General features: G+C 75.4%; 24 protein-coding genes. 13 read left to right on the top strand and 11 right to left on the bottom strand.

All coding sequences use genetic code 11. The annotated features are described in order from the left end of the window. Positions 1-56: 56 nt before the first annotated feature. Both ABT238_RS15920 and ABT238_RS15915 read right to left on the bottom strand, forming a co-directional pair. On the bottom strand, positions 57-821 hold the full coding sequence (locus ABT238_RS15920; RefSeq protein WP_350566223.1) for an SOS response-associated peptidase: 765 nt from the start codon (positions 819-821) through the stop codon (positions 57-59). 75 nt (positions 822-896) lie between these two features. Next, on the bottom strand, positions 897-2,303 hold the full coding sequence (locus tag ABT238_RS15915) for an FAD-dependent oxidoreductase (RefSeq protein WP_350758801.1): 1,407 nt from the start codon (positions 2,301-2,303) through the stop codon (positions 897-899). 252 nt (positions 2,304-2,555) lie between these two features. Here ABT238_RS15915 and ABT238_RS15910 point away from each other — a divergent pair, with 252 nt between their 5' ends. The 7 genes from ABT238_RS15910 (at position 2,556) to ABT238_RS15880 (ending at position 14,332) form a co-directional block, all read left to right on the top strand. Then, positions 2,556-4,205, top strand: coding sequence for an acyclic terpene utilization AtuA family protein (locus ABT238_RS15910; protein ID WP_502891435.1), 1,650 nt, complete (start codon positions 2,556-2,558; stop codon positions 4,203-4,205). After that, positions 4,202-5,800 (top strand): acyl-CoA carboxylase subunit beta, encoded by a 1,599-nt coding sequence (locus tag ABT238_RS15905; protein WP_350758781.1) that lies wholly within the window; start codon positions 4,202-4,204, stop codon positions 5,798-5,800. The genes ABT238_RS15910 and ABT238_RS15905 overlap by 4 nt, the downstream gene beginning before the upstream one ends. 10 nt (positions 5,801-5,810) lie before the next feature. Next, positions 5,811-7,739 carry an ATP-binding protein gene (locus ABT238_RS15900; protein WP_350758768.1) on the top strand — a complete coding sequence of 643 codons (1,929 nt, stop codon included), beginning with the start codon at positions 5,811-5,813 and terminating at the stop codon, positions 7,737-7,739. 112 nt (positions 7,740-7,851) lie between these two features. Then, complete coding sequence (locus tag ABT238_RS15895) at positions 7,852-9,024, top strand: acyl-CoA dehydrogenase family protein (protein WP_350566232.1); 1,173 nt, start codon at positions 7,852-7,854, stop codon at positions 9,022-9,024. A gap of 324 nt (positions 9,025-9,348) precedes the next feature. Next, positions 9,349-10,935: a 4-coumarate--CoA ligase family protein gene (locus tag ABT238_RS15890; RefSeq protein ID WP_350566290.1), complete on the top strand. Its 1,587-nt coding sequence runs from the start codon at positions 9,349-9,351 to the stop codon at positions 10,933-10,935. Between the two features lie 167 nt (positions 10,936-11,102). Beyond that, positions 11,103-11,723, top strand: a complete 621-nt coding sequence (locus ABT238_RS15885) for a TetR/AcrR family transcriptional regulator (protein ID WP_350758751.1) — start codon at positions 11,103-11,105, stop codon at positions 11,721-11,723. 143 nt (positions 11,724-11,866) lie between these two features. After that, positions 11,867-14,332 carry a SpoIIE family protein phosphatase gene (locus ABT238_RS15880; RefSeq protein WP_350566236.1) on the top strand — a complete coding sequence of 822 codons (2,466 nt, stop codon included), beginning with the start codon at positions 11,867-11,869 and terminating at the stop codon, positions 14,330-14,332. A gap of 60 nt (positions 14,333-14,392) precedes the next feature. Here the strand turns inward: ABT238_RS15880 and ABT238_RS15875 are convergent, their stop codons facing one another. From ABT238_RS15875 to ABT238_RS15835, 9 genes are all read right to left on the bottom strand, one after another. Then, positions 14,393-15,979, bottom strand: a complete 1,587-nt coding sequence (locus tag ABT238_RS15875) for an MFS transporter (protein ID WP_350566238.1) — start codon at positions 15,977-15,979, stop codon at positions 14,393-14,395. Between the two features lie 52 nt (positions 15,980-16,031). After that, positions 16,032-16,586 (bottom strand): TetR/AcrR family transcriptional regulator, encoded by a 555-nt coding sequence (locus ABT238_RS15870; RefSeq protein ID WP_350566240.1) that lies wholly within the window; start codon positions 16,584-16,586, stop codon positions 16,032-16,034. 137 nt (positions 16,587-16,723) lie between these two features. After that, positions 16,724-17,116 (bottom strand): cell division protein SepF, encoded by a 393-nt coding sequence (locus ABT238_RS15865; protein ID WP_350566242.1) that lies wholly within the window; start codon positions 17,114-17,116, stop codon positions 16,724-16,726. Positions 17,117-17,471: 355 nt separating this feature from the next. Further along, entirely contained in the window at positions 17,472-18,185 is a 714-nt protein-coding gene (locus tag ABT238_RS15860) for a TVP38/TMEM64 family protein (protein WP_350566244.1), read from the bottom strand. A gap of 117 nt (positions 18,186-18,302) precedes the next feature. Continuing rightward, positions 18,303-18,434, bottom strand: a complete 132-nt coding sequence (locus tag ABT238_RS15855) for a hypothetical protein (protein ID WP_350758719.1) — start codon at positions 18,432-18,434, stop codon at positions 18,303-18,305. Between the two features lie 15 nt (positions 18,435-18,449). Continuing rightward, the gene (locus ABT238_RS15850; protein ID WP_350566248.1) at positions 18,450-18,968 is read right to left on the bottom strand and encodes an RICIN domain-containing protein; all 519 of its coding nucleotides are present in this window, start codon (positions 18,966-18,968) and stop codon (positions 18,450-18,452) included. Between the two features lie 71 nt (positions 18,969-19,039). Next, positions 19,040-19,603: an RICIN domain-containing protein gene (locus ABT238_RS15845; protein WP_350758708.1), complete on the bottom strand. Its 564-nt coding sequence runs from the start codon at positions 19,601-19,603 to the stop codon at positions 19,040-19,042. Continuing rightward, positions 19,600-20,397, bottom strand: a complete 798-nt coding sequence (locus ABT238_RS15840) for a dienelactone hydrolase family protein (RefSeq protein ID WP_350758697.1) — start codon at positions 20,395-20,397, stop codon at positions 19,600-19,602. Before ABT238_RS15840 ends, ABT238_RS15845 begins: the two co-directional genes overlap by 4 nt. A 94-nt stretch (positions 20,398-20,491) precedes the next feature. Next, on the bottom strand, positions 20,492-21,751 hold the full coding sequence (locus ABT238_RS15835; protein ID WP_350566254.1) for an MFS transporter: 1,260 nt from the start codon (positions 21,749-21,751) through the stop codon (positions 20,492-20,494). A 150-nt stretch (positions 21,752-21,901) separates the two neighbouring features. On the opposite strand from ABT238_RS15835, the gene ABT238_RS15830 reads away from it, so the two are divergent. From ABT238_RS15830 to ABT238_RS15805, 6 genes are all read left to right on the top strand, one after another. Continuing rightward, entirely contained in the window at positions 21,902-23,110 is a 1,209-nt protein-coding gene (locus ABT238_RS15830; protein WP_350566256.1) for an ROK family transcriptional regulator, read from the top strand. Between the two features lie 184 nt (positions 23,111-23,294). Then, positions 23,295-23,711, top strand: coding sequence for a TOBE domain-containing protein (locus ABT238_RS15825; RefSeq protein ID WP_350566258.1), 417 nt, complete (start codon positions 23,295-23,297; stop codon positions 23,709-23,711). A 52-nt stretch (positions 23,712-23,763) separates the two neighbouring features. Next, a complete protein-coding gene (locus ABT238_RS15820) occupies positions 23,764-24,216 on the top strand; it encodes a hypothetical protein (protein WP_350566260.1) in 453 nt (150 codons plus the stop codon). A gap of 47 nt (positions 24,217-24,263) precedes the next feature. Beyond that, positions 24,264-24,992, top strand: coding sequence for a glycerophosphodiester phosphodiesterase (locus ABT238_RS15815; RefSeq protein WP_350566262.1), 729 nt, complete (start codon positions 24,264-24,266; stop codon positions 24,990-24,992). A gap of 8 nt (positions 24,993-25,000) precedes the next feature. Next, positions 25,001-26,113 carry a winged helix DNA-binding domain-containing protein gene (locus ABT238_RS15810; RefSeq protein ID WP_350758674.1) on the top strand — a complete coding sequence of 371 codons (1,113 nt, stop codon included), beginning with the start codon at positions 25,001-25,003 and terminating at the stop codon, positions 26,111-26,113. A 179-nt stretch (positions 26,114-26,292) separates the two neighbouring features. Continuing rightward, entirely contained in the window at positions 26,293-26,724 is a 432-nt protein-coding gene (locus ABT238_RS15805) for a ricin-type beta-trefoil lectin domain protein (protein WP_350758668.1), read from the top strand. Positions 26,725-26,750 lie beyond the last annotated feature (26 nt).

Raw genomic sequence — 26,750 nt, 5'->3', positions numbered from 1 at the left:
CGGCCAGTCTAAGAACAACGCGGATGCGCCATAGAGGGTCGGTGGCGGGCGGCGGCTCAGGTGTAGTGGCCCCCGGTGACCTCCGGCAGCGGGTCCTCGACCGGGTCCAGCAGCCGCGGGCCGTCGTTGCGGACGCTGTTGACCGTCGTGGCCACCGGCCGCACCGTCAGCTCGCCGGCCGGGGCGTGCAGCAGGTCGCGCACCTCGCCGGGGTCGCTCGCGGTGGGGTCCAGCCAGGCGTCCACGGCGTCGGCGGCGAGGGTGACCGGCATCCGGTCGTGGATCCGGCCCGCCGCGTCGGTCGCCTCGGTGGTCAGCACGGTGCAGGTGACCAGCCAGGCGGCCGGGTCGTCGTCGTGCTCCACCGCGCGGTCGCGCCAGAACTCGTACAGCCCCGCCATCAGCAGCAGGCCGCCGTCGGGCCGGTGCAGGTAGTACGGCTGCTTGTAGGCCTTGCGCCCCTCGGCCGCCGGGACCGGCCGCCACTCGAAGTACCCGTCCGCGGGCACCACGCAGCGCCGCTCCTTGAACGCCTTGCGGAACGCGGGCTTCTCGTGCGCCGTCTCCACCCGCGCGTTGATCATCCGCGCCCCGGAGCCCGGGTCCTTGGACCAGGACGGCACCAGTCCCCACCGCAGCGACCGCACCTGCCGGGTGAGCTCCCCGGTCTCCCGGTCGACCCGCTCCAGCACGCTCGCCACCCGGTCCGTCGGCGCCACGTTCCAGGACGGCGCCAGCGCCTCCGTCGCGGGCCACACGGAGGCGCGCAGCAGGTCCGCCAGATCGGACGGCGTGGTGGTGGAGACGAAGCGACCGCACATGCGCCCCATCCTGCCCCCGCACCCCACCGCCCGTCACGCGCACCGCCGGATCCGGCGGCCCGCGCCCGCCGACCCTCAGCCGCGGGCCAGGGCGGCGGGGCGGTCGCTCGGGTCCGCGACGAGGGCCTCCCACCGGGCCCGGGTCGGGCCGTCGTGGGCCGGGGCGAAGTCCGGGCGGGCGGCGAGCCAGGCGGTGAGGCGGCGGTCGACCTCCTCGGTGCCGAAGGCCTCGCCGGGGGCGCGCAGGAGGTGGCGGACCTGGGCGCGGGCGCGCATGACGACGGGGTCGTCGAAGGCGCAGGCGGCGAGGGCGGCGGCGCGGCGGTCCGGGGGCGGCGGGTTCTCGGTGAGGCGCTGCTCGTTGGCGCGGTCGGCGGCCACCTGGGCGTCGAACCACGGGCGGAGGGTCCCGGCCGCCCAGACGTGGTACCGGGTGGGGTCCGCGACGATCCGGTCGGCCCGGGTGGCGAGGTACCGGGCGGCGCACAGGCCGAACGAAACGCCGTGGCCCGAGGTGGGGTTGGTGTGGACGAGGCTGTCGCCGGTGTTGACCAGGCCGGTGACGACCGGTCCGTCCGCGTCCGCGAGGGCGGTCCAGCGGTTGTCCAGACCCGCCATCGCCAGGACGGCCGACTGCGGTTCGGGGTCCAGGGCGAGCCAGGCGGCGGTGGCGGGGAAGCTGCGGGCGACGGCCTCGAACACGGTGGGGTCGGCGAGCGCGCCCCGGCTCGGGTCGCCGGTGGAGAGCATCAGGTTCACCGCGACGGTGTCGTTGTCGGACGGGAAGACGCCGGCGAGCGCGAACGGCGAGGAGGAGCCGGGCTTCACCCGCCCGGGGTCGCGCGGGCCGTCGGGCCGCAGGCGGTACCAGCGGCACAGGTAGGCGAGCCCGGTGCGGTGGCTCTCGGCGACGGGCGGGCGGCAGCCGGCCGCGACCAGCCAGCCGGGCACCGGCGAGCGGCGGCCGGAGGCGTCGACGACGAGGTCCGCCCGGTGCGTGCGCCCGTCCGCCCGCAGGCCGGTGACCCGGGGCGGGCGGCCCTCCTCGAAGGTGAGGGCGTGCACCCGCCGGCCGCGCCGCACCTCGACGCCGGGCTCCCGCCGGACCGCCGCGGCCAGGGCGGCCTCCAGCACGATGCGGCGGGTGCGCAGCGTCACCAGGTCCTCGTCGCCGGCCCGGCGCGGCGGATGCTCGCCGAACCAGTCGAAGTCGTGGTGCTCCCGGGCCCCGCGGGCCAGCAGATCCGCGTGGACGTCGGGGAGTTCGGCCCGCAGGACGCTGCGCGCGAGCGCGAGGAAGGAGTGCGGCTGGACGGCCTGCGGCACGCGGGGCCGGTCCCAGTCGAAGAAGTCCCGGTGCAGGTCGGCCCCGGCCTCCCGCACCTCCTGCTCGAACACCGTGACCGCGTGGCCCCGCCGCCCGAGCATGAGCGCCGCCCCCAGCCCGCTGATGCCCCCGCCTATCACCGCAACCCGCGCCACAAGCTCTCCTTCGCGTCGTGTTGCGAAACGATCTTACCGCTCGACGATCTTCGGTCGATCGCCCCGCCCGAGAAACAAGCACGCGTGATTGCTTTTTCTCTCACAGGGTGTCAGTCTGCTCACCGTCGGCGAACGTTGGGCCAGCCTCCGGGGGTGGGCGTGTACGGGGAGTCTCAGGCGCGGACGGCGGGCGGTGGGCCGGTGCTGCGGGTCGGGAACGCGTCGGGGTTCTACGGGGACCGCTTCTCGGCGATGCGGGAGATGCTCACCGGCGGGCCGCTGGACGTGCTCACCGGGGACTACCTGGCCGAGCTGACCATGCTCATCCTGGCGCGGGACCGGCTGAGGGACCCCTCGCTCGGGTACGCCAGGACGTTCCTGCGCCAGGCGGAGGAGTGCCTCGGCCTGGCGCTGGAGCGCGGGGTGCGGATCGTGGTCAACGCCGGCGGCCTCAACCCGGCCCGACTCGCCGACGCGGTGCGGGAGTTGGCGAAGAGCCAGGGGCTGGACGCGGCGGTCGGGCACGTCGAGGGCGACGACCTGCTGCCGCGCCGGGAGGAACTCGGCCTGCCAGGGGGGCTGTTGGCCGCCAACGCCTACCTGGGGGCGTTCGGCGTCGCGGAGTGCCTGCGGGCCGGCGCGGACGTGGTGGTCACCGGGCGGATCACCGACGCGGCGCTGGTGGCGGGGCCGGCGATCGCCCGCTTCGGCTGGGGCCCGGGGGATCTGGACGCGCTCGCGGGCGCCGTGGTGGCGGGGCACGTCCTGGAGTGCGGGGCGCAGGCCACCGGCGGCAACTACGCCTTCTTCCGCGAGCACGACGTCACCCGGCCGGGCTTCCCGCTGGCCGAACTGCGCGCGGACGGCTCCAGCGTGATCACCAAGCACCCGGGGACCGGCGGCGCCGTCACCGTCGGCACCGTCACCGCCCAACTCCTCTACGAGACCGGCGGACCGCGCTACCCGGGGCCGGACGTGACGGCCCGCCTGGACACCGTCCGGCTCACGGAGGAGGGGCCGGACCGGGTGCGGATCGACGGGGTGCGCGGCGAGGCGCCGCCGGCCACCCTCAAGGCCGGGCTGAACCGGCTCGGCGGCCACCGCAACGAGGTGGTGTTCGTGCTCACCGGCCTCGACATCGAGGCGAAGGCCGCCCTGGTGCGGCGGCAGTTCGAGGACGCCCTGCCCGCGCACCGCGGGCCCGCCGAACTGCGCTGGACCCTCGCCCGCACCGACCACGCCGACGCCGCCACCGAGGAGGCCGCCTCCGCGCTGCTGCGGCTCACCGCGCGGGACCGCGACCCCGACCGGGTCGGCCGTGAACTCGGCCGGGTCGCCGTGGAGCTGGGCCTGGCCGGGTACCCGGGCTTCCACCTCACCGCGCCGCCGGGGCCGGGCACGCCGTACGGGGTGTTCGAGGCCGTTTCCGTGGACGCGGCGGCCGTCGAGCACACCGCCGTGCTGCCCGACGGCCGCCGGGTGACCGTCCCGCCCGCCCCTGCCACCGCGCCCGCCCCTGCCACCGCACCGCAACCGGAGCCCGTCGACGAGGCCCCCGTCCCCGGCGGCCCCACCCGCCGCGCCCCGCTCGGCCTGGTGGCCGGCGCCCGCAGCGGCGACAAGGGCGGCGACGCCAACCTCGGCGTCTGGGCCCGCGACGAGCCCGCCCGGCGCTGGCTCACCCACACCCTCACCACCGACCTGCTGCGCGAACTCCTCCCGGAGGTGGCGGAGCTGCCGATCACCCGGCACGTCCTGCCGAACCTCCGCGCGGTCAACTTCACCATCACCGGCCTGCTCGGCGAGGGCGTCGCCGCCCAGCACCGCTTCGACCCGCAGGCCAAGGCGCTGGGGGAGTGGCTGCGCTCGCGCCACCTCGACATCCCGGAGGCCCTGCTGTGACCGTCCTGCCCACCCGCCTCGACCCCGGCGGCGCCGAGTACACCGCCCACCGGGAGGCGATGCTCGCCAAGCTCGCCGACCTGGACGCCGAGCACGCCAAGGCGCTGGCCGGCGGCGGCCCCGCCTACGTCGAGCGCCACCGCGGCCGCGGCAAGCTGCTCGCCCGGGAACGGATCGAGCTGCTGGTCGACGAGGACTCGCCGTTCCTGGAGCTCTCCCCGCTCGCCGCCTGGGGCAGCGAGTACCCGGTCGGCGCCGCGCTGGTCACCGGCATCGGCACGGTCGAGGGCGTCGAGTGCGTGATCACCGCCAACGACCCGACCGTGCGCGGCGGCGCGTCCAACCCGTGGACCCTGCGCAAGGCCCTGCGCGCCCACGAGATCGCCCTGGCCAACCGCCTCCCGCTGGTCAACCTGGTCGAGTCCGGCGGCGCCGACCTGCCCAGCCAGAAGGAGATCTTCATCCCCGGCGGCGCGCTGTTCCGCGACCTCACCCGGCTGTCCGCCGCCGGGATCCCCACCGTCGCCGTGGTGTTCGGCAACTCCACGGCCGGCGGCGCCTACGTGCCCGGCATGTCCGACCACACCGTGATGGTCGCCGGACGGGCCAAGGTGTTCCTGGGCGGCCCGCCGCTGGTGCGGATGGCCACCGGCGAGGAGTCCGACGACGAGTCGCTCGGCGGCGCCGAGATGCACGCCCGGGTCTCCGGCCTGGCCGACCACTTCGCGCTGGACGAGCCGGACGCGCTGCGCCTGGCCCGCCGGATCGTCGCCCGCCTGGACCACCGCAAGCCGGGGCCGGGCCCGGACCTCGGCGCCGAGCCGCCGGAGTACGACGAGGAGGAACTGCTCGGCATCGTCCCCGGCGACCTCAAGGTGCCCTTCGACCCGCGCGAGGTGATCGCCCGGATCGTCGACGCCTCCGACTTCGACGAGTTCAAACCCCGCTACGGCGCCAGCCTCGCCACCGGCTGGGCCCGGCTGCACGGCTACCCGGTCGGCATCCTGGCCAACGCGCAGGGCGTGCTGTTCAGCCAGGAGTCCCAGAAGGCCGCCCAGTTCATCCAGCTCGCCAACCAGCGGTCGGTCCCGCTGCTGTTCCTGCACAACACCACCGGCTACATGGTCGGCCGGGACTACGAGCAGGGCGGCATCGTCAAGCACGGCGCGATGATGATCAACGCCGTCGCCAACTCCACCGTCCCGCACCTGTCGGTGCTGATGGGCGCCTCCTACGGCGCCGGCCACTACGGCATGTGCGGGCGCGCCTACGAGCCGCGCTTCCTGTTCGCCTGGCCGAGCGCCAAGTCGGCCGTCATGGGCCCGCAGCAGCTCGCCGGGGTGCTGTCCATCGTCGCCCGGCAGTCCGCGGCCGCCAAGGGACGGCCGTACGACGAGGAGGCGAACGCGGCGGTGCGGGCCATGGTGGAGCAGCAGATCGAGGCGGAGTCGCTGCCGGCCTTCCTCTCCGGGCGGCTCTACGACGACGGGGTGATCGACCCGCGCGACACCCGCACCGTGCTCGGGCTCTGCCTGTCCGCGATCCACAACGCGCCGGTCGCGGGCGCCACCGGCTACGGCGTCTTCCGGATGTAGGGGGAACCACGTGATCACCAACCTGCTGGTCGCCAACCGGGGCGAGATCGCCCGCCGGATCTTCCGCACCTGCCGCGGCCTCGGCATCGCCACCACCGCCGTGTACGCGGACCCGGACGCCGACGCGCCGCACGTGCGCGAGGCGGACACCGCCGTGCGGCTGCCCGGCGCCGCGCCCGCCGACACCTACCTGCGCGGCGCGCTGATCGTCGAGGCCGCGCTGGCCGCCGGTGCCGACGCCGTCCACCCGGGCTACGGCTTCCTCGCCGAGGACGCCGCCTTCGCCCGCGCCGTGCGGGCGGCCGGGCTGCGGTGGGTCGGCCCGGAGCCGGAGGCGATCGAGGCGATGGGCTCCAAGACCGCCGCCAAACGCCTGATGGCCGCGGCCGGGGTGCCCGTCCTGGACGCGCTGGACGCGCCCACCGCGGCCGACCTGCCGCTGCTGGTCAAGGCGGCGGCCGGCGGGGGAGGGCGCGGCATGCGCGTGGTGCGCGACCTCGCCGACCTGCCGGCCGCACTCGCCGCCGCCCGCGCCGAGGCGGCGAAGGCCTTCGGCTCCGGCGAGGTGTTCTGCGAGCGCTACCTGCCCACCGGCCGGCACGTCGAGGTGCAGCTGCTCGCGGACGCGCACGGCACGGTCTGGGCGGTCGGCGACCGGGACTGCTCGCTCCAGCGGCGCCACCAGAAGGTCGTCGAGGAGGCGCCCGCGCCCGGACTCGACCCGGCGGTGCGCGCCGCCCTGCACGAGGCCGCGGTGACCGCCGCCAAGGCGATCGGCTACACCGGCGCCGGCACGGCCGAGTTCCTGCTCGGACCGGACGGCCGCTGCTGGTTCCTGGAGATGAACACCCGGCTGCAGGTCGAGCACCCCGTCACCGAGGCGGTCACCGGCCTGGACCTGGTCGCCCTGCAGCTCGCCGTCGCCGAGGGGCAGGCCCTGCCCGGCCCCGCCGCCCCGCCGGTCACCGGCCACGCGATCGAGGCCCGGCTCTACGCCGAGGACCCGGCGCACGACTGGCGGCCCGCCACCGGCACCCTGCACCGGCTCGAACTCACCGTCCCGCACGAGGAGTTCACCGGCCGGGGGGTGCGCCTGGACTCCGGCGTCGCGGACGGCTGCGCGATCACCCCGCACTACGACGCGATGCTCGCCAAGGTGATCGCCTGGGCACCGACCCGGGCCGCCGCCGCCCGGCGGCTGGCCGACGCGCTCGCCCGCGCCCGGATCCACGGGCCCGCCACCGACCGGGAGCTGCTGGTCCGTGCCCTGCGCCACCCGGCGTTCCTCGCCGGCCGGCTGCACACCGGCTTCCTGGCCGAGCACGCCGACGCCCTCACCGCCCCGGACCGGGACGGTGCCGGGCGCGCCGCCCTGGCGGCCGCCCTCGCCGACGCCGCCGCCCGCCGCGGCGCGCTGCCCTCCGGCTGGCGCAACCTGCCCTCCCAGCCGCAGCTCAAGCGCTTCCGGTCGGACGACGGGACCGAGCACGAGGTCCGCTACCGGCTCACCCGCACCGGCCTGCGGGCCGAGGGCCACCCGGACACCGAACTGGTCGAGGCCGCGCCCGGGCTGGTGGTGCTGCGCGAGGGCGGACTGCGGCGCGCCTACCGCGTCGCCCGCTACGGGAACCGGGTGCACGTCGACACCCCGGCCGGCGCCACCGCGCTCACCGCCCTGCCGCGCTTCCCGGAGGCCCGGGTGAGCGCCGACCCCGGCGCGCTGCTCGCCCCCATGCCCGGCACCGTCGTACGGACCACCGCCGCCGTCGGCGACACCGTCACCGCCGGCCGACCGCTGCTGGTGCTGGAGGCGATGAAGATGGAGCACCGCATCACCGCCCCCGCCGACGGCGTCCTCGTCGAACTCCGCGCCACCCCGGGCCAGCAGGTCGAGACGGGCGCCCTGCTCGCCGTCGTGAAGTCCCCCGAGGACGCCTGACGCCGCCCGACGAGGCCCGCCGTCCCGCGAAGAAACCCGACGCCGCCCGACGAGGCCCGACGTCCCCCGAAAGGTCCCAACACCCCCGAAGAGGTCTGAGGAAGGACCGCGCATGTCCGCCATCGGCAGCCAGCTCCTCGAAACCCCCGAACGCCGCGCCCTGCGCGACGCCGTCGCCGCCCTCGGCGCCCGCTACGGCTCCGCCTACTACCTCGCCAGGGCCCGGGCCGGCGAGCCCGCCGACGAGCTCTGGGCCGAGGCCGGCAAGGCCGGCTACCTCGGCGTCAACCTCCCCGCCGAGTACGGCGGGGGCGGCGGCGGGATCGCCGACCTCGCGATCGTGCTGGAGGAACTCGGCACCGCCGGCTGCCCGCTGCTCCTGCTGATCGTCTCCCCGGCGATCTGCGGCACCGTCATCGCCCGCTACGGCACCGAGGAGCAGAAGCGCCACTGGCTGCCCGGCCTCGCCGACGGCAGCCGCCGGATGGCCTTCGGCATCACCGAACCGGACGCCGGCTCCAACTCCCACCGCATCTCCACCGTCGCCCGCCGCGACGGCGCGGACTGGCTGCTGACCGGCCGCAAGGTGTTCGTCTCCGGCATCGACCACTGCGACGCCGTGCTGTTCGTCGCCCGCACCGAGGACGCCCGCACCGGGAAGCTGAAGCCCGCGCTGTTCGTCGTCCCGCGCGACACGCCCGGCTTCGAGTTCCGCCCGATCCCGATGGAACTCGTCGCCCCCGAGAAGCAGTTCCAGGTCTTCCTGGACGACGTCCGGCTGCCCGCCGACGCGCTGGTCGGCGACGAGAACGCCGGACTGCTCCAGCTGTTCGCCGGCCTCAACCCCGAGCGGATCATGACCGCCGCGTTCTCCCTGGGCCTGGCCCGCCAGGCGCTCGGCAAGGCGGTGGAGTACGCGCGCACCCGCACCGTCTGGTCCACCCCGATCGGCGCCCACCAGGGCCTCGCGCACCCGCTCGCCCGGTGCGCGGTGGAGGTCGAACTCGCCCGGCTGATGACCCAGAAGGCCGCCCTGCTGTACGACGCGGGCGAGGACGCCGCGGCGGGGGAGGCGGCCAACATGGCCAAGTACGCGGCGGGGGAGGCCGCCGCCCGCACCGTCGACCAGGCCGTGCAGACCCTGGGCGGCAACGGCCTCACCCAGGAGTACGGGCTCGCCGCGCTGCTCGCCGCCACCCGGGTCGGCCGGGTCGCCCCGGTCAGCCGCGAGATGGTCCTCAACTACGTGGCCCAGCACACCCTCGGCCTGCCGAAGTCCTACTGAGCCGCCGGGCCCGAACCGGCCGGCGGGGCGGCCGGGCCACCGGGTCGGCGGGCCCGCGGCCGGCTCTCGAACGGATCGTCGCACCATCGTTCTGACATCTGACCGGAGCCCCCGGCCGGGCACCCCGCCGACCCGTCCCCACCTCGACATTCGCCGTACTGCGCCACCCCTGCGCCCCGCGCGCTCCGCCAAACGTCCGTCACTGGGGCGCACCGGGCGCCCACTGTCCGTATGCTCCTGTCCCGCACGACGCACGGCCGGTCGCCACGACCTCCAGCCGGCCGTCCCGCCCCGCGCCAACTACCGCACAGGAGGCACGCCTTGGTGTTCCACAGTGAGTTCCCGGACGTCGGCATCGTCGACCTCGCCCTGCACGACGCCGTTCTCGGCGAGGCCGAGCGCCACGGCGACCGGCCCGCCCTCATCGACGGGATCACCGGCGAGACCGTCAGCTACGCGCAACTCGCCCACGCCGTACGGCGGGTGGCCGCCGGCCTCGCCGAGGCGGGGGTCCGCCAGGGCGACGTGGTGGCCCTGTACAGCCCCAACAGCATCCGCTACCCGATGGCCTTCTTCGGCGCCACCCGGGCCGGTGCGACCGTCACCCCGGTCTCCTCCCTCACCACCCACACCGAACTCGCCGGCCAGCTCGCCGACGCCGGGGCCCGCTGGCTGATCACCGTCTCGCCGTTCCTGCCCACCGCGCGCGCCGCCGCCGGGAAGCTCGCCGCCGACGGGCGGCCGCTCGCCGGGATCGTCGTGCTGGACGGCGCCGAGGGCCACCTCTCGCTCGCCGACCTGCTCGCCGCCACCGGCCCCGAGCCCGAGATCGCGCTCGACCCGGCCGAGTCCATCGCCGTGCTGCCCTACTCCAGCGGCACCACCGGCCTGCCCAAGGGCGTGATGCTCACCCACCGCTCGATCGCCACCAACCTCGCCCAGACCGACGCCCTGTTCCGCCCCAAGCCCGGCGAGCGCGTCCTCGCCGTCCTCCCCTTCTTCCACATCTACGGTCTCGCCGCCCTGCTCCACCAGCCGCTGCGCTGCGGCGCCACCGTCGTCGTGCTGCCCCGCTTCGACCTGGAGCAGTTCTGCCGCACCGTCCAGGACCAGCGGGTGCAGTCCGTGCTCGCGGCGCCGCCGATCGTCCTCGCGCTCGCCAAGCACCCCGTCGTCGAGCAGTACGACCTCTCCTCGGTGGAGTACCTGCTGTGCGCCGCCGCCCCGCTGGACGGCGAGCTCGCCGAGGCCTGCGCCCGCCGCCTCGGCCTGACGCACATCCTCCAGGGCTACGGCATGACCGAGCTCTCCCCGGTCAGCCACGTGATGGACCCGACGGACCCGGACCCCTCCCCGGGCTCGGTCGGCCGGATGGTGCCCTCCACCGAGCTGCGGGTCACCGCCCTGGACGGCACCGGCGCCGACCTCGGCCCGGGCGAGAGCGGCGAACTGCTGATCCGCGGCCCCCAGGTGATGAAGGGCTACTTCGGCCGCCCCTCCGACACCGCCGCCACCGTCGACGCCGAGGGCTGGCTGCACACCGGCGACATCGGCTTCGTCGACGACCGCGGCTACCTGCACATCGTCGACCGGGTCAAGGAGCTGATCAAGTACAAGGGCTACCAGGTCGCCCCCGCCGAACTGGAGGCCCTGCTGCTCAGCCACCCGCAGATCGCCGACGCCGCCGTGATCGGCGTGCGCGACGCCGAGGGCACCGAGAGCCCCAAGGCCTTCGTGGTCCGCGCCCCCGGCAGCGCGCTCACCGAGCAGGAGGTCGCCGCCTTCGTGGCCGGCCAGGTCGCGCCGTACAAGAAGGTGCGCGCGGTGGAGTTCCTGGACGCCGTCCCGAAGTCCCCGGCCGGCAAGATCCTGCGGCGCGAGCTGCGCGAGCGCGAGGCCGCCGCCCGCTGAGCCGCCCGCCCGCCCGAACCGCCTGCCGGCCCGAACCGCCGGCCGGCCGATCCCACCCGCCCCCCGCCCACCGGTGCGGCCGCCCCCACCGGGCCGCACCACCCCCGCCCCCGTCTGCGAGGATCGACCAGCCGCCAGCCCCGCACGGACAGGAACCGCCGCCGCAGATGACCACCCACCCGGCCGCCCGCACCCCCCGACAGGACCGCAGCCGCGCCACCCGGGCCCGGCTGCTCGCCGCGGCGGTCGACTGCCTCGCCGAACTCGGCTGGAACGGCTCCACCGTCGCCGTCGTCGCCGAACGGGCCGGCGTCTCCCGGGGAGCCGCCCAGCACCACTTCCCGACCCGCGAGGACCTCTTCACCGCGGCCGTCGAACACGTCACCGCCGAACGGCTGGCCGCCGTCCGCGCGCACGCCGACGCGCTGCCCGCCGCCGGCCCGGCCCGCACCGAGGCCGTCGTCGACATGATCGTCCGGCTCTACACCAGCCCGCTGTTCCGCGCCGCCCTGCACCTGTGGGTCGCCGCCGCGACCGAGGAACCGCTGCGCGAACGGATCATCGGTCTGGAGGGCCACGTCGGCCGCGAGGCCCACCGCGCCGCCGTCGAGTTCCTCGGCGCCGACGAGACCCGCCCCGGCGTGCGCGAAACCGTGCAGGCCACCCTCGACATGGCCCGCGGACTCGGCCTCGCCAACCTGCTCACCGACGACAGCGCCCGACGTTCCGGAGTGATCAGGCAGTGGGCGAGCCTTCTGGAGAGTACGCTGCGCCCGGTAGGCCCATGACGCCCGTACACCTGGACGACCGGTACCCCTCACCAAGGGGTCGCCGGGCGGCCGATGTCCGTGCAGTCTGGAGAAGAACCCCGGCCGCACGGACCACGAGACCGCCCGGCCGGGCACGAGCCGAACCGGGGTGCAGCCTGATCATGCGGAGAGACGAGTGGGACGCCACCAATGCCACCGGCCCCGGAGCCGGCGCCAGCCCCGCACGCCTGGACGGCCATCGCCTCCTCCCGCTCGCCACCGCCCTGCTCCAGGACGACGGGCTGATCCTGCACTGGAGTGAGGACGCCGAGGCGCTGCTCGGCTGGAGCGCCGAACAGGCCGTCGGCACCCACGCGGCCCGGCTGCTCACCGAGGACGCCGAGCGCCCCGAGACCGTCGAGCTCTTCGAGCGCATCCTGGGCGGCAAGGGCTGGTCCGGTGTCCTCCCGCTCCGTCACCGCGACGGCCACACCGTCGAGCTGGAGTTCCGCACCTACCCCGTCGCCGGTCCCGGCGGCACCCTGCTGCTGCTCGCCACCGCCTCCGACACCGCCGCCCTGCACCGGGTCGAGGCCGACCTCGCCGTCCTCGACGGCATCTTCGGCCAGTCCCCGATCGGCATGGCCGTCTACGACACCGAGCTGCGCTACGTCCGGCTCAACGAGTCACTGGCCCGGATGAACGGCCTCCCCGTCGCCGACCACCTCGGCCGGCGGATCAGCAGCATCCTGCCCGGCATCAACAGCACCGAGATAGAACAGATCATGAAGCAGGTGCTGACCACCGGGCGGCCGGTGGTCGACGCCCGCTCGCACGGCCGCGTCCCCGGCGACCCGCGCCGCGACCGCGCCTGGTCCGCCTCCTACTTCCGGCTGGAGGACTCCAGCGGCCGGGTCTTCGGCGTCTGCTCCTCGATCATCGACGTCACCGAGCGCTTCCAGGCCGAGGCCCGGGCCGCCCGCGCCCAGGAGCGCCTCGCCACCATCGCCGAGGCCACCGCCCGGATCGGCACCACCCTCGACCTCCAGCGCACCGCCGAGGAGCTCATCGAGGCCGTCGTCCCCCGGTTCGCCGACTTCGCCACCGTCGACCTGCTGGAAACCGTGCTGCGCGGCTCCGAACCCACCCCCATCCCGGAGGACCGCGGCGTCCAGCTGCGCGCCGTCGCGGTCGGCGAGGCCTACGAAACGGGGCTCACCAGCGCCGTCGACACCGTCGGCGAGGTATCCGAGTACGCGCCCGAACGCAGCTACACCCAGTGCCTGCGCAGCGGGCGCCCGCTGCTGCGCGCCCACGTCGACGCGGAGGTGCTGCGCGGGCTGGTCGCCAGCCCGGACCGGGTCGCCCCCGGCCTCGCCGCCGGCATCCACTCCTACCTGATGCTGCCCGTCACCGCCCGGGGCATGGTCCTCGGCGGCGCCGAGTTCATCCGCATGCGCAACCCCGAGCCGTTCACCGCCGCCGACGTCGCGCTCGCCGAGGAACTCGTCGCCCGCACCGCGCTCGCCATCGACAACGCCCGCCTCTACCGGCGCGAGCGGGAGACGGCGCTCACCCTCCAGCGCAGCCTGCTGCCCCAGGAGATCCACCGCACCCTGGGCCTGGAGATCGCCTACCGCTACCTGCCCTCCAGCGTCACCAGCGAGGTCGGCGGCGACTGGTTCGACGTCGTCCCGCTCTCCTGCGGCCGGGTCGCCCTGGTCGTCGGCGACGTCATGGGCCACGGCATCCGGGCCGCCGCCACCATGGGCCAGCTGCGCACCGTCGCCCGCACCCTGGCCACCCTGGACATGCCGCCCGAGCAGGTGCTCACCCGGCTCGACGAGACCGCCTCCGGCATCGGCGAGGGCCAGTTCGCCACCTGCATCTGCGCCGTCTACGACCCGCTGGAGCGCACCCTCCTGGTCGCCTCGGCGGGCCACCTGCCGCCGGTCTGGGTCGCCCCCGACGGCACGCCCCGGCGGGTCGAGATGCCGCCCGGCGTGCCGCTCGGCGTCGGCGGGGTGGCCTTCGAGTCGGTCGAGTTCGCCCTCCCCGAGGGCGGCATGGTCACGCTCTACACCGACGGCCTGGTCGAACGGCGCGGCCAGGACCTCGACGACGGCATCGACCTGCTCGCCCGCACCCTGGCCGGCCCCGGCCGGACCCTGGAGGAGAGCTGCGACGCCGTGCTCGGCGCGCTGGTCAGCGGCGGCAGCGACGACGACATCGCGATGATCATGGCCCGGGTGCTGCCGCTGCCCGCCGACCGGGTCGCCACCCTCCCGCTCACCGGCGGCGGCCGGCTGCCCGGCAAGGCCCGCCGCTTCACCCGCGCCACGCTCGACGCCTGGGGCCTGGGCGCGCTCTCCGACTACGCCGAGCTGCTGGTCAGCGAACTGGTCACGAACGCCCTGCTGCACGCCGACGCCCCGCGCCGGCTGCGGCTCTTCCGCGACCGGGTGCTCACCGTCGAGGTCGCCGACGCCGGCGGCCAGACGCCCCAGCTGCGCCCGTTCGCCGAGCAGGACGAGGGCGGCCGCGGCATGTTCCTGGTCAGCGAACTCGCCCAGCGCTGGGGCAGCCGGCTGACCCGGGACGGCAAGGTGGTCTGGGCGGAGCTGGAACTGCCCTTCGGCGCCGTCTGACCGGTCCCGAACGCGGCGGTGCCCCGCGCCCCCTCCCGGGACGCGGGGCACCGCCCTCGCTCAGAGCGCCGCCTGCTGCGGCGTCCGCTCCTGGGCCGGCTCCTGCGCCGGCTCCCGGGGCCGCTCCGGCCGACCGGCCCCGCCGTTCGGCTCCCGCAGCAGCCGCCAGGCGAGCACCGCCGCGCCCAGCAGCAGCGCGCCCGCCAGCATCCCGGCCGCGTTCACGCCGTGGACGAACGCCTCCTTGGCGCTCGACAGCAGCGGCCCGGCCAGGGCCTCCGGCAGCCCGTGCGCCGCCTCCACCGCGCCGCCCAGCGACTCGCCCGCCTGCGCGGCCGCCGCCGGGTCCGTCCCGGCCGGGACGGCCAGCCGGTCCGCGTACAGCGCGCCGACCACCGAGCCGACCAGGGCTATGCCGAGCGCGGTGCCCAGCTCGTAGGCCGTCTCGGAGACCGCGGACGCGGCGCCGGCCTTGTCGGCGGGGGCGGCGCCCAGCACCATGTCCGCGCCGAGCGTGTAGACCACGCCCTCGGCCGTGCCGACCAGCAGGAAGGCGCCGGCCAGCACGAGGTAGGTGGTGTCCTGCTGGATCCAGCCGAGCAGGCCGATCCCGGCGCCCATCGTCAGCAGGCCGAGGGTGAGCGCCGTGCGGGCGCCGGTGCGGCGCACCAGCCTGGCGGTGAGCAGACCACCGGCCACCGCGCCGGCGAAGGCCGGCAGCTCGGCCAGGCCCGCCTTCAGCGGCGGGTAGCCGCGGACCAGCTGCAGGTACTGCGAGGTCACGAAGACGATGCCGGACAGGCCGATCAGCGCGATCAGCGAGGCCAGCACGGCGGCCGTGAAGCGCCGGTTGCCGAAGAGCCGGACATCCAGCAGCGGGGTCTCCAGCCGCAGTTGGCGGCGGACGAAGACGACCAGCGCGGCCGCGCCCAGCAGGCCCGTCACCGGTACGTCCCAGCGGGCGACACCGTGCGCCGCGGCCTCCTTGATCGCGTAGACCACGCCGATCACACCGGCCAGCGACAGCAGCACGCTCAGCACGTCCCAGCGGCCCGGCTTCGGGTCCCTGGACTCGGGCAGCAGCCAGGCGCCGAGGACCAGCAGCAGCACCAGCACCGGGATGTTCAGCAGGAACACCGAGCCCCACCAGAAGTGCTCCAGCAGCACGCCGCCGACCACCGGGCCGAGCGCGGCGCCGGCCGACGCCGCGGCGCCCCAGATGCCGATCGCGGTGGCCCGCTCCCGGTCGTCGGGGAAGAGCGTGCGGATCAGCGAGAGGGTGGACGGCATGATGGTCGCCCCGGCCACGCCGAGCAGCACGCGGGCCAGGATCAGCCAGCCGGCGGTCGGCGCGTAGGCGGCGAGCAGCGAGGCGGCGCCGAACGCGGTGGCACCGGCGAGCAGCAGCCGCTTGCGGCCGATCCGGTCGCTGAGCGAGCCCATCGAGACCAGCAGGCCGGCCAGCACGAAGGAGTAGGCGTCACCGATCCACAGCAGCTGGGTGCCGCTGGGGCGCAGGGTCTCGCTGATGGAGGGGATGGCCAGGGACAGGACGGTCGCGTCGACGGCGACCAGGGTGACGGCCAGGACGAGGACGGCGAGGCCGGTCCAGCGCTGGCGGGGCTGGAGGTGGACGGTGCTGCTCATGGGTATCGGTGTCCGGTTTCCGGTCCGAGGTGCGGTGGATGAGGAGTCGGGGTCAGTGCGGGCGCGGGGTCCGCAGGGCGCCGCCGAGGAAGAGCTCGGCGAGCGAGAAGGTCGCGTCGCGCGGGGCCAGCCGGCCGTCCTGGACGGCCCAGCCGATCCCGGCGAGCAGGTCGAAGAAGGCCTCGCTGAGCCAGGCCGCGGAGAGCTCGATGCGGAAGACCCCCTGCTGCTGCCCCCGCAGGAAGAGCGCGTGCAGCCGGGCGATCTGGGCCTCCCAGAGCTCGTTGACCGCCTCGTCGTCGTAGAGCTGGCTCTCGCCGGTCAGGTAGGCGCAGAGCATGGCGTCCGGCACGATCGCGTCGATCAGCCGGCGCAGCGCGGCGTGCGCGTCGCCCTCCTCGACCGCGGTGGTGTCGAGCGCGGAGGCCAGGCGCTGGAGCGCGAGCATGCCGACCTCGCGGATCAGCGCGTCCCGGCCGGGGAAGAGCCGGTGCAGGGTGGCGCGGCTGATGCCCGCGGCGCGGGCGATCTCGTCGAGGTGGGCGGTCGGGCGGCGGGAGAGCACGCCGACGGCGGCTTCGAGCACGGAGTCACGGTCGGTGGCCATGGAGCGAGTGTACGTCGAATGAGACATGGATGTCTCATTGTTAATCCGGCTGTCTCGTTCGAGGCATGCCGGTACGGCGCCCGGGCAACAGAAAGCCGGGGACGGCGGGTGCCGTCCCCGGTTCCGTCGGGCTCGGGTCAGCTCTGGTTGTAGAAGCCGGTGTCGTCCAGCGGGCGGTCGATCACCATCACCTCGACGTCCGCCGGGGTGAGCAGGAACACCCGGCGGGCGATCCGCTCGATGCCGCCGCGGGTGCCGAAGATCAGGCCGGAGGCGAAGTCGACCATCCGCTTGGCCTCCGCCTCCTCCATCTCGGTGAGGTCCATGACCACCGGGGTGCTCGCCCGGATGTGCTCGCCGACCGTGCGGGCCGCCTCGAATCCGGTCGGCCGCAGGGAGACGATCTTCGCCGGGGCGGGGGAGGACGGAACCGTCTCCTGCTCGACCCACTCGTCCTCGTACACCGCGGCCGGGTAGTGCCCGGAGGGCATCAGCCACCCGTTGTGGTGCTCGTCGCGAAGTGCTCCCATGCCGCGCCTCCCTGCCTCTGTTCCGATACAGGTCCCCCGGTGCGCGTGCCCTTTTGACACGTCATCCACTCGTCGGAACTGTCCGAGTATCGCACTGATCACCGGTCTCGTGCCCGCTCGCGCCGTCCGCACGCGTCGCGCCGCGCCGACGGTCCGGGCGGACCCGGGCATCAGAAGCGACGCGGTGCAGGGACGTACGGTTGCGCGCGTAGACGATATCGGTCGCGGTCACCGCGTAATTGACCTTCTGTCAACAATGCGGGAACGATTTCACACGCCACCGACAAACGACCCGCTCGGCCGAGCGGGTGTCGGCGTGTCCCGCGCCCGGCGCGCCGTCGCGGGCTCCCGGCGCTCAGCCCGCCGTCGCGCGCCGTCGCCGCAGGGCCGCCCGCGCCACCGGGACCAGCCCCGCGAGGCAGATCAGCCCGACGAGCCCGGCCGAGACCAGGAAGCCGGCCGAGCCCGGCTCGCGCGCGGTGGCCGCCGCGGTGACGTAGACCGCGGTCACCGGGACCACGCCGAGCGCGGTCGCGAGGATGAACGGCGGGAACCGCACCCCGGACACGGCCGCCCCGTAGGTGGCCGCCTGGAACGGCAGGCCGGGGAAGAGCCGCAGCAGCAGGACGCTGCGGAACCCCTGGTCGGTGAAGCGCCGGTCCAGCGCCAGCAGCATCCGGCCGCGCAGCCGGCGCCGCAGCGCGTCCTGCCCCAGCCACCGGGCCAGCCCGAAGGCCGTCGCCGCCCCGAGCGTCGTGCCCAGCACGGCCAGCAGGAGGCCCTGCTGCACGCCCAGCAGCAGCCCGGCGGCCGCGTTCAGGGCCGGCCGGGGGAAGAAGGCCACCGTACCGAGCGCGTACACCGCGGTGAACAGCGGGGCGCGCCAGTACCACGGGGTCCCGGCGAACGCGTCGCCGTCGAGCAGGGCGGTCGGGCTCCACAGCAGCAGCGAGCCGGTCGCCGCGCCGAGGATCGCCACCAGCAGGGCGAACCGCGGCCACGGCGAACGCTCCGGCGGGTCGGCCGGGGCCTGGCCGGGCGGAGACGGGGAGGTCACGGGTTCGGGCACGGGCCGAGCCTAACCGGGTGCCCGGTCGGGCCCGGCGGACGGGTGCCGGGCCGGGCGCGGGCGGGGCCGGTCGGATGAGCCAGCGATGGTTGACGCCGCCGGTGGTGGTCCACCGGCCTACCGGCGCGCCGTCGGCGGAGCTGCCCCCGAAGAGGTCTCGGCGGCCGGGACGAGGACGAGGGCGTCCGCGGTGGTGAGCACGGCCGGGGCCGCGCCCGGGCGGCGCAGGGCCGTGCGGTGGGTGTGCATGGTGACCTCCCGGGGTCAGTTCTGGCCGTTCTGCCAGGGCGAGAAGAACCACCACTGGTTGAGCCCGCCGACGTGGCGCCACTGGATCACCGGCGCGCCGGGCGTCGGGTCGGCGCCGCGGACGTCCAGCAGGAGTCCGCTGTTGACGCCGGCCAGGATGTAGATGCCGGCGTGGTGGACCAGGGTGCTGGTCCACTGCTGGTTGGTGCCGCCGTTGCACGGCCAGATGATCGCCTGCACGCCCTCCTCGGTGCTGCCGAAGGGGATGTCCAGGCACTTGCCGCTCCCGACGCCGACCAGCTCGTGCGCGTCGGTCCAGTACCACTTCTGGTTGTCGCCGTCGTTGCAGGGCCACTGCTCGACGGGGGCGCCGTCGTCGGTCCGCCGACCGGTGACGTCCAGGCACTGCTGGCTGTCGGAGTGGTTGGCGGTGATGACCGTGAAGGGCCGGTCGGGGCCGGCCTGCGCGGCGGTGGGGGTGAGGAGGCCGAGCGCGCCGGCGGCGGCGAGCGCGGTGAGGGTGCGAAGGGGCATGCGCATGGGGTCCTCCCGGGTGTGCGGTCCCGTGCCGGGACGGCGGGGCGTCCCGGCACGGGCGGGCGGTGTCAGAAGCGCGGCAGGCTGATCTGGGGGTCGAGCCCGATCCAGAGCTGGTTGTCGCCGCCGTTGGCGCCCCAGGTGACGACCGGGGCGCCGTCGGAGGGGTCGTAGCCGTACACGTCGAGGACCAGCCCGAGTTGGGTGTACACGGTGTTGGGCGAGGGCCGGTTGACCCCGGGAACCGACCAGGTCTGGTTGGCGAGGTTCGAGGGATCGGCGCACGACCACTGGATCGGCTGGGTACCCCACACGGTGCTCGAGTACGGCACGTCCAGGCACTTGCCGCTGTTCTTGTTCTTCAGGAGACCGTAGTTGCTGTTGCTCCACAGCTGGTTGGCGCCGCCGGTGCAGGTCCACTGCCGGACGGGCGCGCGGTCGTCGGTGCGCCAGTCGGCGACCTCCAGGCACTTGCCGGTGGCCACGTTGCGGATCTCGAAGTAGGGGGAGAAGTAGTGGGCCCGCCCGGCGTGGGCGGTACCGGGAGCGGTCATGACGACCGCCGCGGCGGTGGCGAGGGCGCCGAGGGCGGCGCCGAGGCGGCGTCTGTTGGTGGGGGCGGGATCGGTCACGGGTGTCCTCCCGAAGTGCGACGGATGGTGCGCTCGGACAGGAAGCCGAGGAGCCTGATCCAGGACTCCTCTGCGGCGTCGCGGTGTTGGACCGCCGCGAGTTCGAAATAGTTGTGCGGAGCCTGAGGAAAAGTCATGAACTCGTGTTCACAGTCGGCGCGGGTGAGCGCGGCGTCGAAGGCCTCGACCGCGCTCGGCGGGATGTGCTCGTCGGCACCGCCCCAGAAGGCGAGGATCGGTGCCGTCAGTCCGGCGGCGAGCTGGGTCGGCCCCGGAGCGCCGTTGATGGCGTCGGGGTAGCCGTAGAAGCCGACCGCGCCGGCCAGACCGAAGCGCGGTGCGGCGGCGCGGAAGGCCTGGCGGGCGCCGAAGCAGAAGCCGAGCGCGACGACCTCGGCGGCGCCGAGCGCGCGCAGCCGGTCGAGGCCGGCCGTGAGGTCGGCGTCGAGGCCCTCGGGGGTGAGCGCGAGCAGGTGCGGCAGCAGGTTCGGCAGCTCGCCGAATTCCGGTGCGCGGTTCTGCGGGTCGGCGCCGGCGGTGCGGCCGTAATAGTCCACGGCGAGGGCCGGGAATCCCTGTTCGGCGAGCCGTACGGCGGTCTGCCGGTAGAAATCGGAAAGGCCCTTGTTGTCCGGCAGGACGAGCACGCCGGGCCCGGCCGGGTCGTCCGGGCGGGCCAGGAAGGCGGCGAACGCGGTGCCGTCCGCCGAGGTCAGGGTGAGGGCGGTGGCCTCGGCGAGGGTGTGGGTGGCGGGCGTGAAGACGGGCGGGGCGGCGTCGGCCTGGTAGCACACGGGAAATCCTTCGCGGGTCGCGGAACCGCCGGGCGCGCGGTGTGCGCGCCCGGCGGTCCGAGATGCTAGCGAGAATTCCCCGAGGAATTTTCCATCATATCGACGGCGAATTTCTTTCGAAAGAGTTTTTCGATTCCGGAGTGGTCACGATGTCCGGGCCGGCGCCGTCCGGGCTGCGCTCCTCGGCCCGGCGCAGCGCGCCCGCGCTCAGCAGCAGGGCCACGGAGAGCGCGGTGACCACGCCGAAGGAGGCGGTGAGCGAGGTGGCCTGGGCGAGGCCGCCGATGATCGCGGGGGCGATCAGCCCCGAGGTGTAGGTGACGGTGGCGACGCCGGCGATGGCCTGGCTGGGGTTGCTGCCGATCCGGCCGGCCGCGGCGAAGGCCAGCGGGACCACCACGGCGACACCGATCCCGATCAGCGCGAACCCGGGGATGGCGACCGAGGGGCGGTCGGCGCAGACCACCAGCAGGCCGCCGGTGGTGGCGATCGCGCCGCTCAGCCGGGCGGCCCGGACGGCGCCCAGCCGGCGGATCGCCGCGTCGCCGGCCAGCCGGCTGACCGCCATGGTGAGCGAGAACGCGGTGTAGGCCGCGGCCGCCACGGTGGGCGAGGCGCCGGTGACGTCGCGCAGGTAGACGCCGCTCCAGTCCATCGAGGCGCCCTCGGCGAACACCGCGCAGAAGCCGACCAGGCCGATCACCAGCGAACTGCGCGGCGGCAGTGCGAAGCGCGGCGGCTCCTCGGCCTGTTCGGGCGCGCGCAGGTCCGGCAGCGCGCCGCAGACGAACTGGGCGAGCGCCACCAGGACGGCGGCGGTCACGGCGACCTGCACCCGCGGGTCGAGGTCCTGGTGCGCGGCCAGGATGGCGACGCCGGCGGCCACCAGCCCGCCCGCGCTCCACATCCCGTGCAGGCCGGACATGACGGAGCGCCCGAGCCGCTGCTCGATCTCCACGCCCTGCGCGTTCATCGCCACGTCCGACATGCCCGCCGTCGCGCCGTAGGCCAGCAGGGCCAGACAGAGCACCGGCAGCGAGGGCGCGAACAGGGGCAGGGCGAAGGCCAGGCAGCAGAGCGACAGCAGGCCGCGCACCGCCGCCCGCCCGCCGTAGCGGTGCACGAAGCGGCCGGCCAGCGGCATCGCGAGGGACGAGCCGACGGCCGGCATCACCAGGGCCAGGCCGAGCTGGCCGGGGGAGAGGTGGAGGTGGTCCTTGATCCACGGGATCCGGCTGACGAAGGTGCCGCCGACGGCGCCGTGCACGGCGAAGACGAGGGCGACGGCGGCATGGGCGCGGCGTGCGGCGCGCCGGCCGCCGAAGGGTGGTGCTGCGGTCAGGCTGGTGGTCATCCGGCTCTTCCCTCCCGGCCGCGCGCGGCGCGGCGGTGCCCTGGGGGTGTGGTGGCTTCGGTGGTGCCCGCCGACGTGGCAGTGCGGCGACGGTTCGATAAATTATCAGGAAGGGACCCTGATAGAAATACTCTGGAAGGATGTTCGGCCATGACCACCGTGCGTACGGCCACGCCGAGCACCGCCCGGGCGATCAACGACCGGTTGGCGCTCAACCTGCTGCTCGACCAGGGACCACTCACCGCGACCGAGCTGCGTGACCTCACCGGCCTCTCCCGGCCCACGGTCGCCGACCTGCTCGACCGGCTCCAGCGGACCGGCCTGGTCGCCGTCGTCGGCGAGCGCGGCGAACAGCGGCGCGGCCCCAACGCCCGGCTCTACGCCCTGGTCGCCTCCCGCGCCCACCTGGGCGCCGTCGACGTCCGCTCCGGCGGCGTCACCCTGGTCGTCGCCGACCTCGCCGGGCAGACCCTGGCCGGCGCCGAACTCGCCGTCGCCGAGCCGCCCACCGACGCCGCCGCCCACCGCGCCGCCGCCGAGCGGATCGTCCGCACCCTGCTCGACACCGCCCGGCGGGCCGGCGTCGAGCACCTGCACACCGTCGCCGTCGGCGCCCCCGGCCTGGTCGACCCCGCCACCGGCCGGCTCCAGTCCACCGGCGAACTGCCCGCCTGGCACGCCGAACTCCTCGCCGCCCTGCGCGAACTGCCCGGCACCGACGTGATCCTGGAGAACGAGGTCAACCTCGCCGGACGCGCCGAGTACCGGATCGGTGCCGCCCGCGGCCGGGACGACTTCGTCCTGATCTGGCTCGGGCACAGCGTCGGCGCCGCCGTCGTCCTGGACGGGAAGCTGCGCCGCGGCGCGGGCGGCGGCACCGGCGAGATCTGCTTCCTGCCCGTGCCCGGCACCACCGCGCTCCCCAGCGCGACCGGCTGCGAGGGCGGCTTCCACGGCCTGGTCGGCAGCGCCGCCGTCTGCGCGCTGGCCCGCGCCCACGGCCTGTCCGCCGGCCCGGCCGACGACGCCCCCGCCGCCGAGGCCGCCGTACGCGCCGCGCTCGACGCGCTCGGCGACGGGCTGCCCGGCGGGCCGTTCCTGGACGAGCTCGCCGAGCGGATCGCCGTCGGCGTCTCGGCCGTCTGCGTGGTCCTCGACCCCGGCTGCGTCGTGCTCGGCGGCGAGATCGGCCGGGCCGGCGGCGTCGAACTCGCCGCCCGGGTCGAACGGCGGCTGGCCGGGCTCTCTCCGCTGCGCACCGAGGTCCGCCCCGGCGAGGCCGGCGGCGGCGCGGTGCTCGGCGGAGCCGTGCTCACCGCCGGCGACGCCGTGCGCCGGGACCTCTTCGGCGAACCCTAGGGTCCGTCGTCGAACCCCCGCCTGCCGGACGGACGACGGGGTCCGACGACGGACCCCAGGGTCGCTGCGCCGCCGTCCGGCCGGTACGGCAGGATGGGCGGCGGGGCCGGGACCGGGCGGGGGCGAACCACGGCCCGACCGTCTCCCCGGCCGATCGTCCGCACCACCGTCAGGAGTCGCATCCATGGGCCAGCCCGGGGCACCGGCCAACCCGTACCGCATCGGCGAGGCCGCGGCGCTGCTCGGCGTGAGCGCCGACACCATGCGGCGCTGGGTGGACGCCGGCCGGATCGCCGCCGAGCGCGACGAGCACGGCCACCGGATCATCGCCGGCGCCGAGCTGGCCGCCTTCGCCCGTGAGCTGGCCCGCCCCGAGACCGCCGCCGCCGAGGGCCGCCCCTCCTCGGCCCGCAACCGCTTCCCGGGCATCGTCACCGAGGTGCTGCTGGGGGACGTCGCCGCCCAGGTGGAGATCCAGGCCGGGCCGTTCCGGGTGGTCTCGCTGATCAGCCGGGAGTCGGCGGAGGAGCTGGAGCTGGTGCCCGGCGCACCCGCCACGGCCGTCATCAAGTCGACCAATGTGATGATCGAACGACGCTGAGCGCCGAGCAGCCGACCAGCCGACCAGCCGAGCACCGAGGAGAGGACGCCCGATGCCCCACGACCCGCTGCCGTCCACCCAGAGCGCCGTCCTCGCCATCGAGGCGATGGCCGCCCGGCACGGCCGCCCGGTGCGCACCGGCCACGACATCGGGCGGGACCAGACCTTCGCCGGCCTGGTCGGCGCCGACGGCGGCCCCGGCACCGACGAGCTGGCCGCGATACCCCACGAGGCGCTGGTCGAGATCGCCGGGACGCCCGAGATCACCGTCCGCCTCTTCGACCACGACGAGGCCGTGGTCACCGTCGACGCCATCGCCTTCGACGTGCCGCGCGACAGCGTCCCGGCCTTCCTGAACTCCGTCTGGACCGGCCTGGTCCACCTGAAGCAGCGGGTCTTCCCGCCCTCCTGCACCATGATCGTCACCGTGCCGGGCGAGCCGAGCTACCGCGAGGCCGTCACCCTGTACACCCTGACCCCGTGGCTGGCCGGACGGCTGCGCTGACCCCGGCCGCCCGCGCAGACCACCGCTCCGACCCGATGAACGGACCGATGAACGGACCGATGACCGCCTACGCCGCCCGCCGCCCCGTCCTCGCCGTCGCCCACCGCGGCGACCCGTACCGCCACCGCGAGAACACCCTGCCCTCCGTCGAGTCCGCGTTCGCCGCCGGCGCCGACGCCGTCGAGGTGGACGTCCGGCTGACCCGCGACCGGGTCCCGGTCCTGCTGCACGACGCCACCCTCGAACGCCTCTGGGGGGACCCGCGCCCGCTCGCCCGGCTCACCGCCGAGCAGCTCGACGCCCTCGACGACGGCCGCCACCACGTCCCCACCCTCGCCGAGGCGCTCAAGGCCACCGCCGCCGCCCCGCCCGGCGCCAAGCTCCTCATCGACCTCGACGACGCCGGCCCGGCCGCCGCCACCTGGGAGGCCGTCACCGCCCTCGGCGCCGAGCAGCGGGTCGGCTTCTGCGGCCCCGCCACCGCCATGCTGGCCGTCCGCGCCCTCGCCCCCGGCGCCGAGATCGCCCTCACCTGGAAGCAGCCCCGGCTGCCCGCCCGCGCCCTGCTCGACGACCTGCGCCCGCGGTACGTCAACCCGCCCTTCGGCCTGGCCACCCCCGCCTTCACCGCCGCCGCCCACCAGGCCGGGCTGGCCGTCTCCACCTGGACCGCCGACCTGCGCCGCACCATGCGCAAGCTGGGCGAGGCCGGCGTCGACTCGATCACCACCAACCGGATCGCCCTGCTGCGCGCCGTGCTGGACGGCCGCCGGTGACCGGGGGCATGCCCGGGGCCGACGGCGGGGTGCTGGGCCCGCGGGCGCTCGGCCGCGCGCTGCTGGCCCGTCAGCACCTGCTGGAGCGCACCGCCGACGGCCCGGCCGCCGTGATCGGGCACCTCGGCGGCCTGCAGGCCCAGGCCGCCCCGCAGCCGCCCTACCTCGGCCTGCTCGCCCGGATCGACGGCTTCACCCCCGAGGCGCTCACCGGGCTGATCGAGAGCCGGCGGGCCGTGCGGATCGCCCTCCAGCGCGGCACCATCCACCTGGTCACCGCCGAGGACTGCCTGAGCCTGCGTCCGCTGCTGCAGCCGCTGCTGGAACGGCAACTGCGCACCACCTACGGCAAGCGGCTGGCCGGACTCGACCTCGACGCGCTCGCCGTCGAGGCCCGCGCCCTGGTCGAGGAGGAGCCGCGCACCTTCCAGCGGCTGGGCGCCGAACTGGCCGTCACCCGCCCCGACCGCGACCCGGCCGCGCTCGCCCAGGCCGCGCGCTGCCTGCTGCCGCTGGTGCAGGTCCCGCCGCGCGGCCTGTGGGGGCGCGGCGGTCCCGCCGCGCACACCACCGCCGAGGCCTGGCTCGGCCGCCCGCTCGCCCCGGCGCCCCCGCTCGATGCCCTCGCGCTGCGCTACCTCGCCGCCTTCGGGCCGGCCGCCGCCGCCGACCTGCAGAAGTGGTGCGGCCTCGGCGGGTGGGCCGCGGTGCTGGGGCGCCTCGCCCCGGGCCTGGTCGCCTTCCGCGACGAGCAGGGCCGCCAGCTCTACGACCTGCCCGACGCACCGCGGCCCGATCCGGACACCCCGGCCCCGGTCCGGCTGGTCGCGCCGTTCGACAACCTGCTGCTCTCGCACGCCGACCGCACCCGGGTGCTGCCCGAGGCCTACCGGCCGCGGGTGATGACGCAGAACGGCATCGTGCTCGGCAGCCTGCTGGTGGACGGCCTGGTCGCCGGGAGCTGGCAGCTGGCCGGGGAGGGCACCGGGGCGTGGTCGGTGACGGTCCGCCCGTTCGCGCCGCTCGCCCGGGCCGACCGGGACGCGGCCCGGGCCGAGGCCGAACGGGTGCTCGCCTTCGCGGGCGGCCATGGTGAGGTGCGCTTCGAGGCGGCCGGATAGCGCGTTCGACGGCCGGACGGACGTGCGGGGCGGCGTGACTCGTTGGGGTGGTCCCGCAGCGGTGCTCTGTGTCCGTACCGCCGCGGCTGGCTTCAATCGACCCACTCTTTCGCAGGGGGCGGCGCCGGTTGCGGCGGCCGCCCCGTGCACCAGCGTCCCGCATCGAAGTGGAGTCGGCCGTGGCCCCTGTGAACAATGGCGTCTACGCGATCGCCAAGCCCGACGAGCAGCTGCTCACCCTCCAGGCCGCCAAGGAGTTCGTGGTGGTCCTGACACCGACCGGGGAGCCCGGCGAGCAGGAGTGGGAGGTGACCGGCCGCGACAACGGAAACGTCGTCATCAGGAACCTCCGGCATGACGCCTACATCGGCCTGGACGGCCCGCCGAAGGTGGACCGGCAGGTCCGGGGCACCACCGAGGCGTTCGAATGGGCCCTGTACCAGGCGGCCGACCGGTTCTCCTTCCACGTGGTCCTCCCCGGGGGCCCGGTCGGCGGCCGGGAGCTGGCGCTGGACCTGAGCGTGCTGGACATCTTCCCGCAGCGCACCGCGCTGCGACCGCTGGAGGTTCAGGACCAGCGGCAGGCCTGGCTGTTCCAGTTCCACGAGTGACCGGCGGCGCGTCCGCCCCGGTCGTG

It is taken from the genome of Kitasatospora sp. NPDC001527 (assembly GCF_040298605.1).
Classification (GTDB): domain Bacteria; phylum Actinomycetota; class Actinomycetes; order Streptomycetales; family Streptomycetaceae; genus Kitasatospora.
This window is presented reverse-complemented; position numbering and strand designations above follow the sequence as displayed.

Bases quoted from the DNA above. Each gene is read 5' to 3' on its own strand.
- ABT238_RS15820 (WP_350566260.1), top strand. From the start codon at position 23,764: ATGCCCCACGACCCGCTGCCGTCCACCCAGAGCGCCGTCCTCGCCATC.
- ABT238_RS15920 (WP_350566223.1), bottom strand. From the start codon at position 821: ATGTGCGGTCGCTTCGTCTCCACCACCACGCCGTCCGATCTGGCGGAC.
- ABT238_RS15910 (WP_502891435.1), top strand. From the start codon at position 2,556: ATGCGGGAGATGCTCACCGGCGGGCCGCTGGACGTGCTCACCGGGGAC.
- ABT238_RS15885 (WP_350758751.1), top strand. From the start codon at position 11,103: ATGACCACCCACCCGGCCGCCCGCACCCCCCGACAGGACCGCAGCCGC.
- ABT238_RS15810 (WP_350758674.1), top strand. From the start codon at position 25,001: ATGCCCGGGGCCGACGGCGGGGTGCTGGGCCCGCGGGCGCTCGGCCGC.
- ABT238_RS15875 (WP_350566238.1), bottom strand. From the start codon at position 15,979: ATGAGCAGCACCGTCCACCTCCAGCCCCGCCAGCGCTGGACCGGCCTC.
- ABT238_RS15830 (WP_350566256.1), top strand. From the start codon at position 21,902: ATGACCACCGTGCGTACGGCCACGCCGAGCACCGCCCGGGCGATCAAC.
- ABT238_RS15865 (WP_350566242.1), bottom strand. From the start codon at position 17,116: ATGGGAGCACTTCGCGACGAGCACCACAACGGGTGGCTGATGCCCTCC.
- ABT238_RS15835 (WP_350566254.1), bottom strand. From the start codon at position 21,751: ATGACCACCAGCCTGACCGCAGCACCACCCTTCGGCGGCCGGCGCGCC.
- ABT238_RS15815 (WP_350566262.1), top strand. From the start codon at position 24,264: ATGAACGGACCGATGACCGCCTACGCCGCCCGCCGCCCCGTCCTCGCC.
- ABT238_RS15825 (WP_350566258.1), top strand. From the start codon at position 23,295: ATGGGCCAGCCCGGGGCACCGGCCAACCCGTACCGCATCGGCGAGGCC.
- ABT238_RS15880 (WP_350566236.1), top strand. From the start codon at position 11,867: ATGCGGAGAGACGAGTGGGACGCCACCAATGCCACCGGCCCCGGAGCC.
- ABT238_RS15850 (WP_350566248.1), bottom strand. From the start codon at position 18,968: ATGCCCCTTCGCACCCTCACCGCGCTCGCCGCCGCCGGCGCGCTCGGC.
- ABT238_RS15895 (WP_350566232.1), top strand. From the start codon at position 7,852: ATGTCCGCCATCGGCAGCCAGCTCCTCGAAACCCCCGAACGCCGCGCC.
- ABT238_RS15870 (WP_350566240.1), bottom strand. From the start codon at position 16,586: ATGGCCACCGACCGTGACTCCGTGCTCGAAGCCGCCGTCGGCGTGCTC.
- ABT238_RS15855 (WP_350758719.1), bottom strand. From the start codon at position 18,434: ATGCACACCCACCGCACGGCCCTGCGCCGCCCGGGCGCGGCCCCGGCC.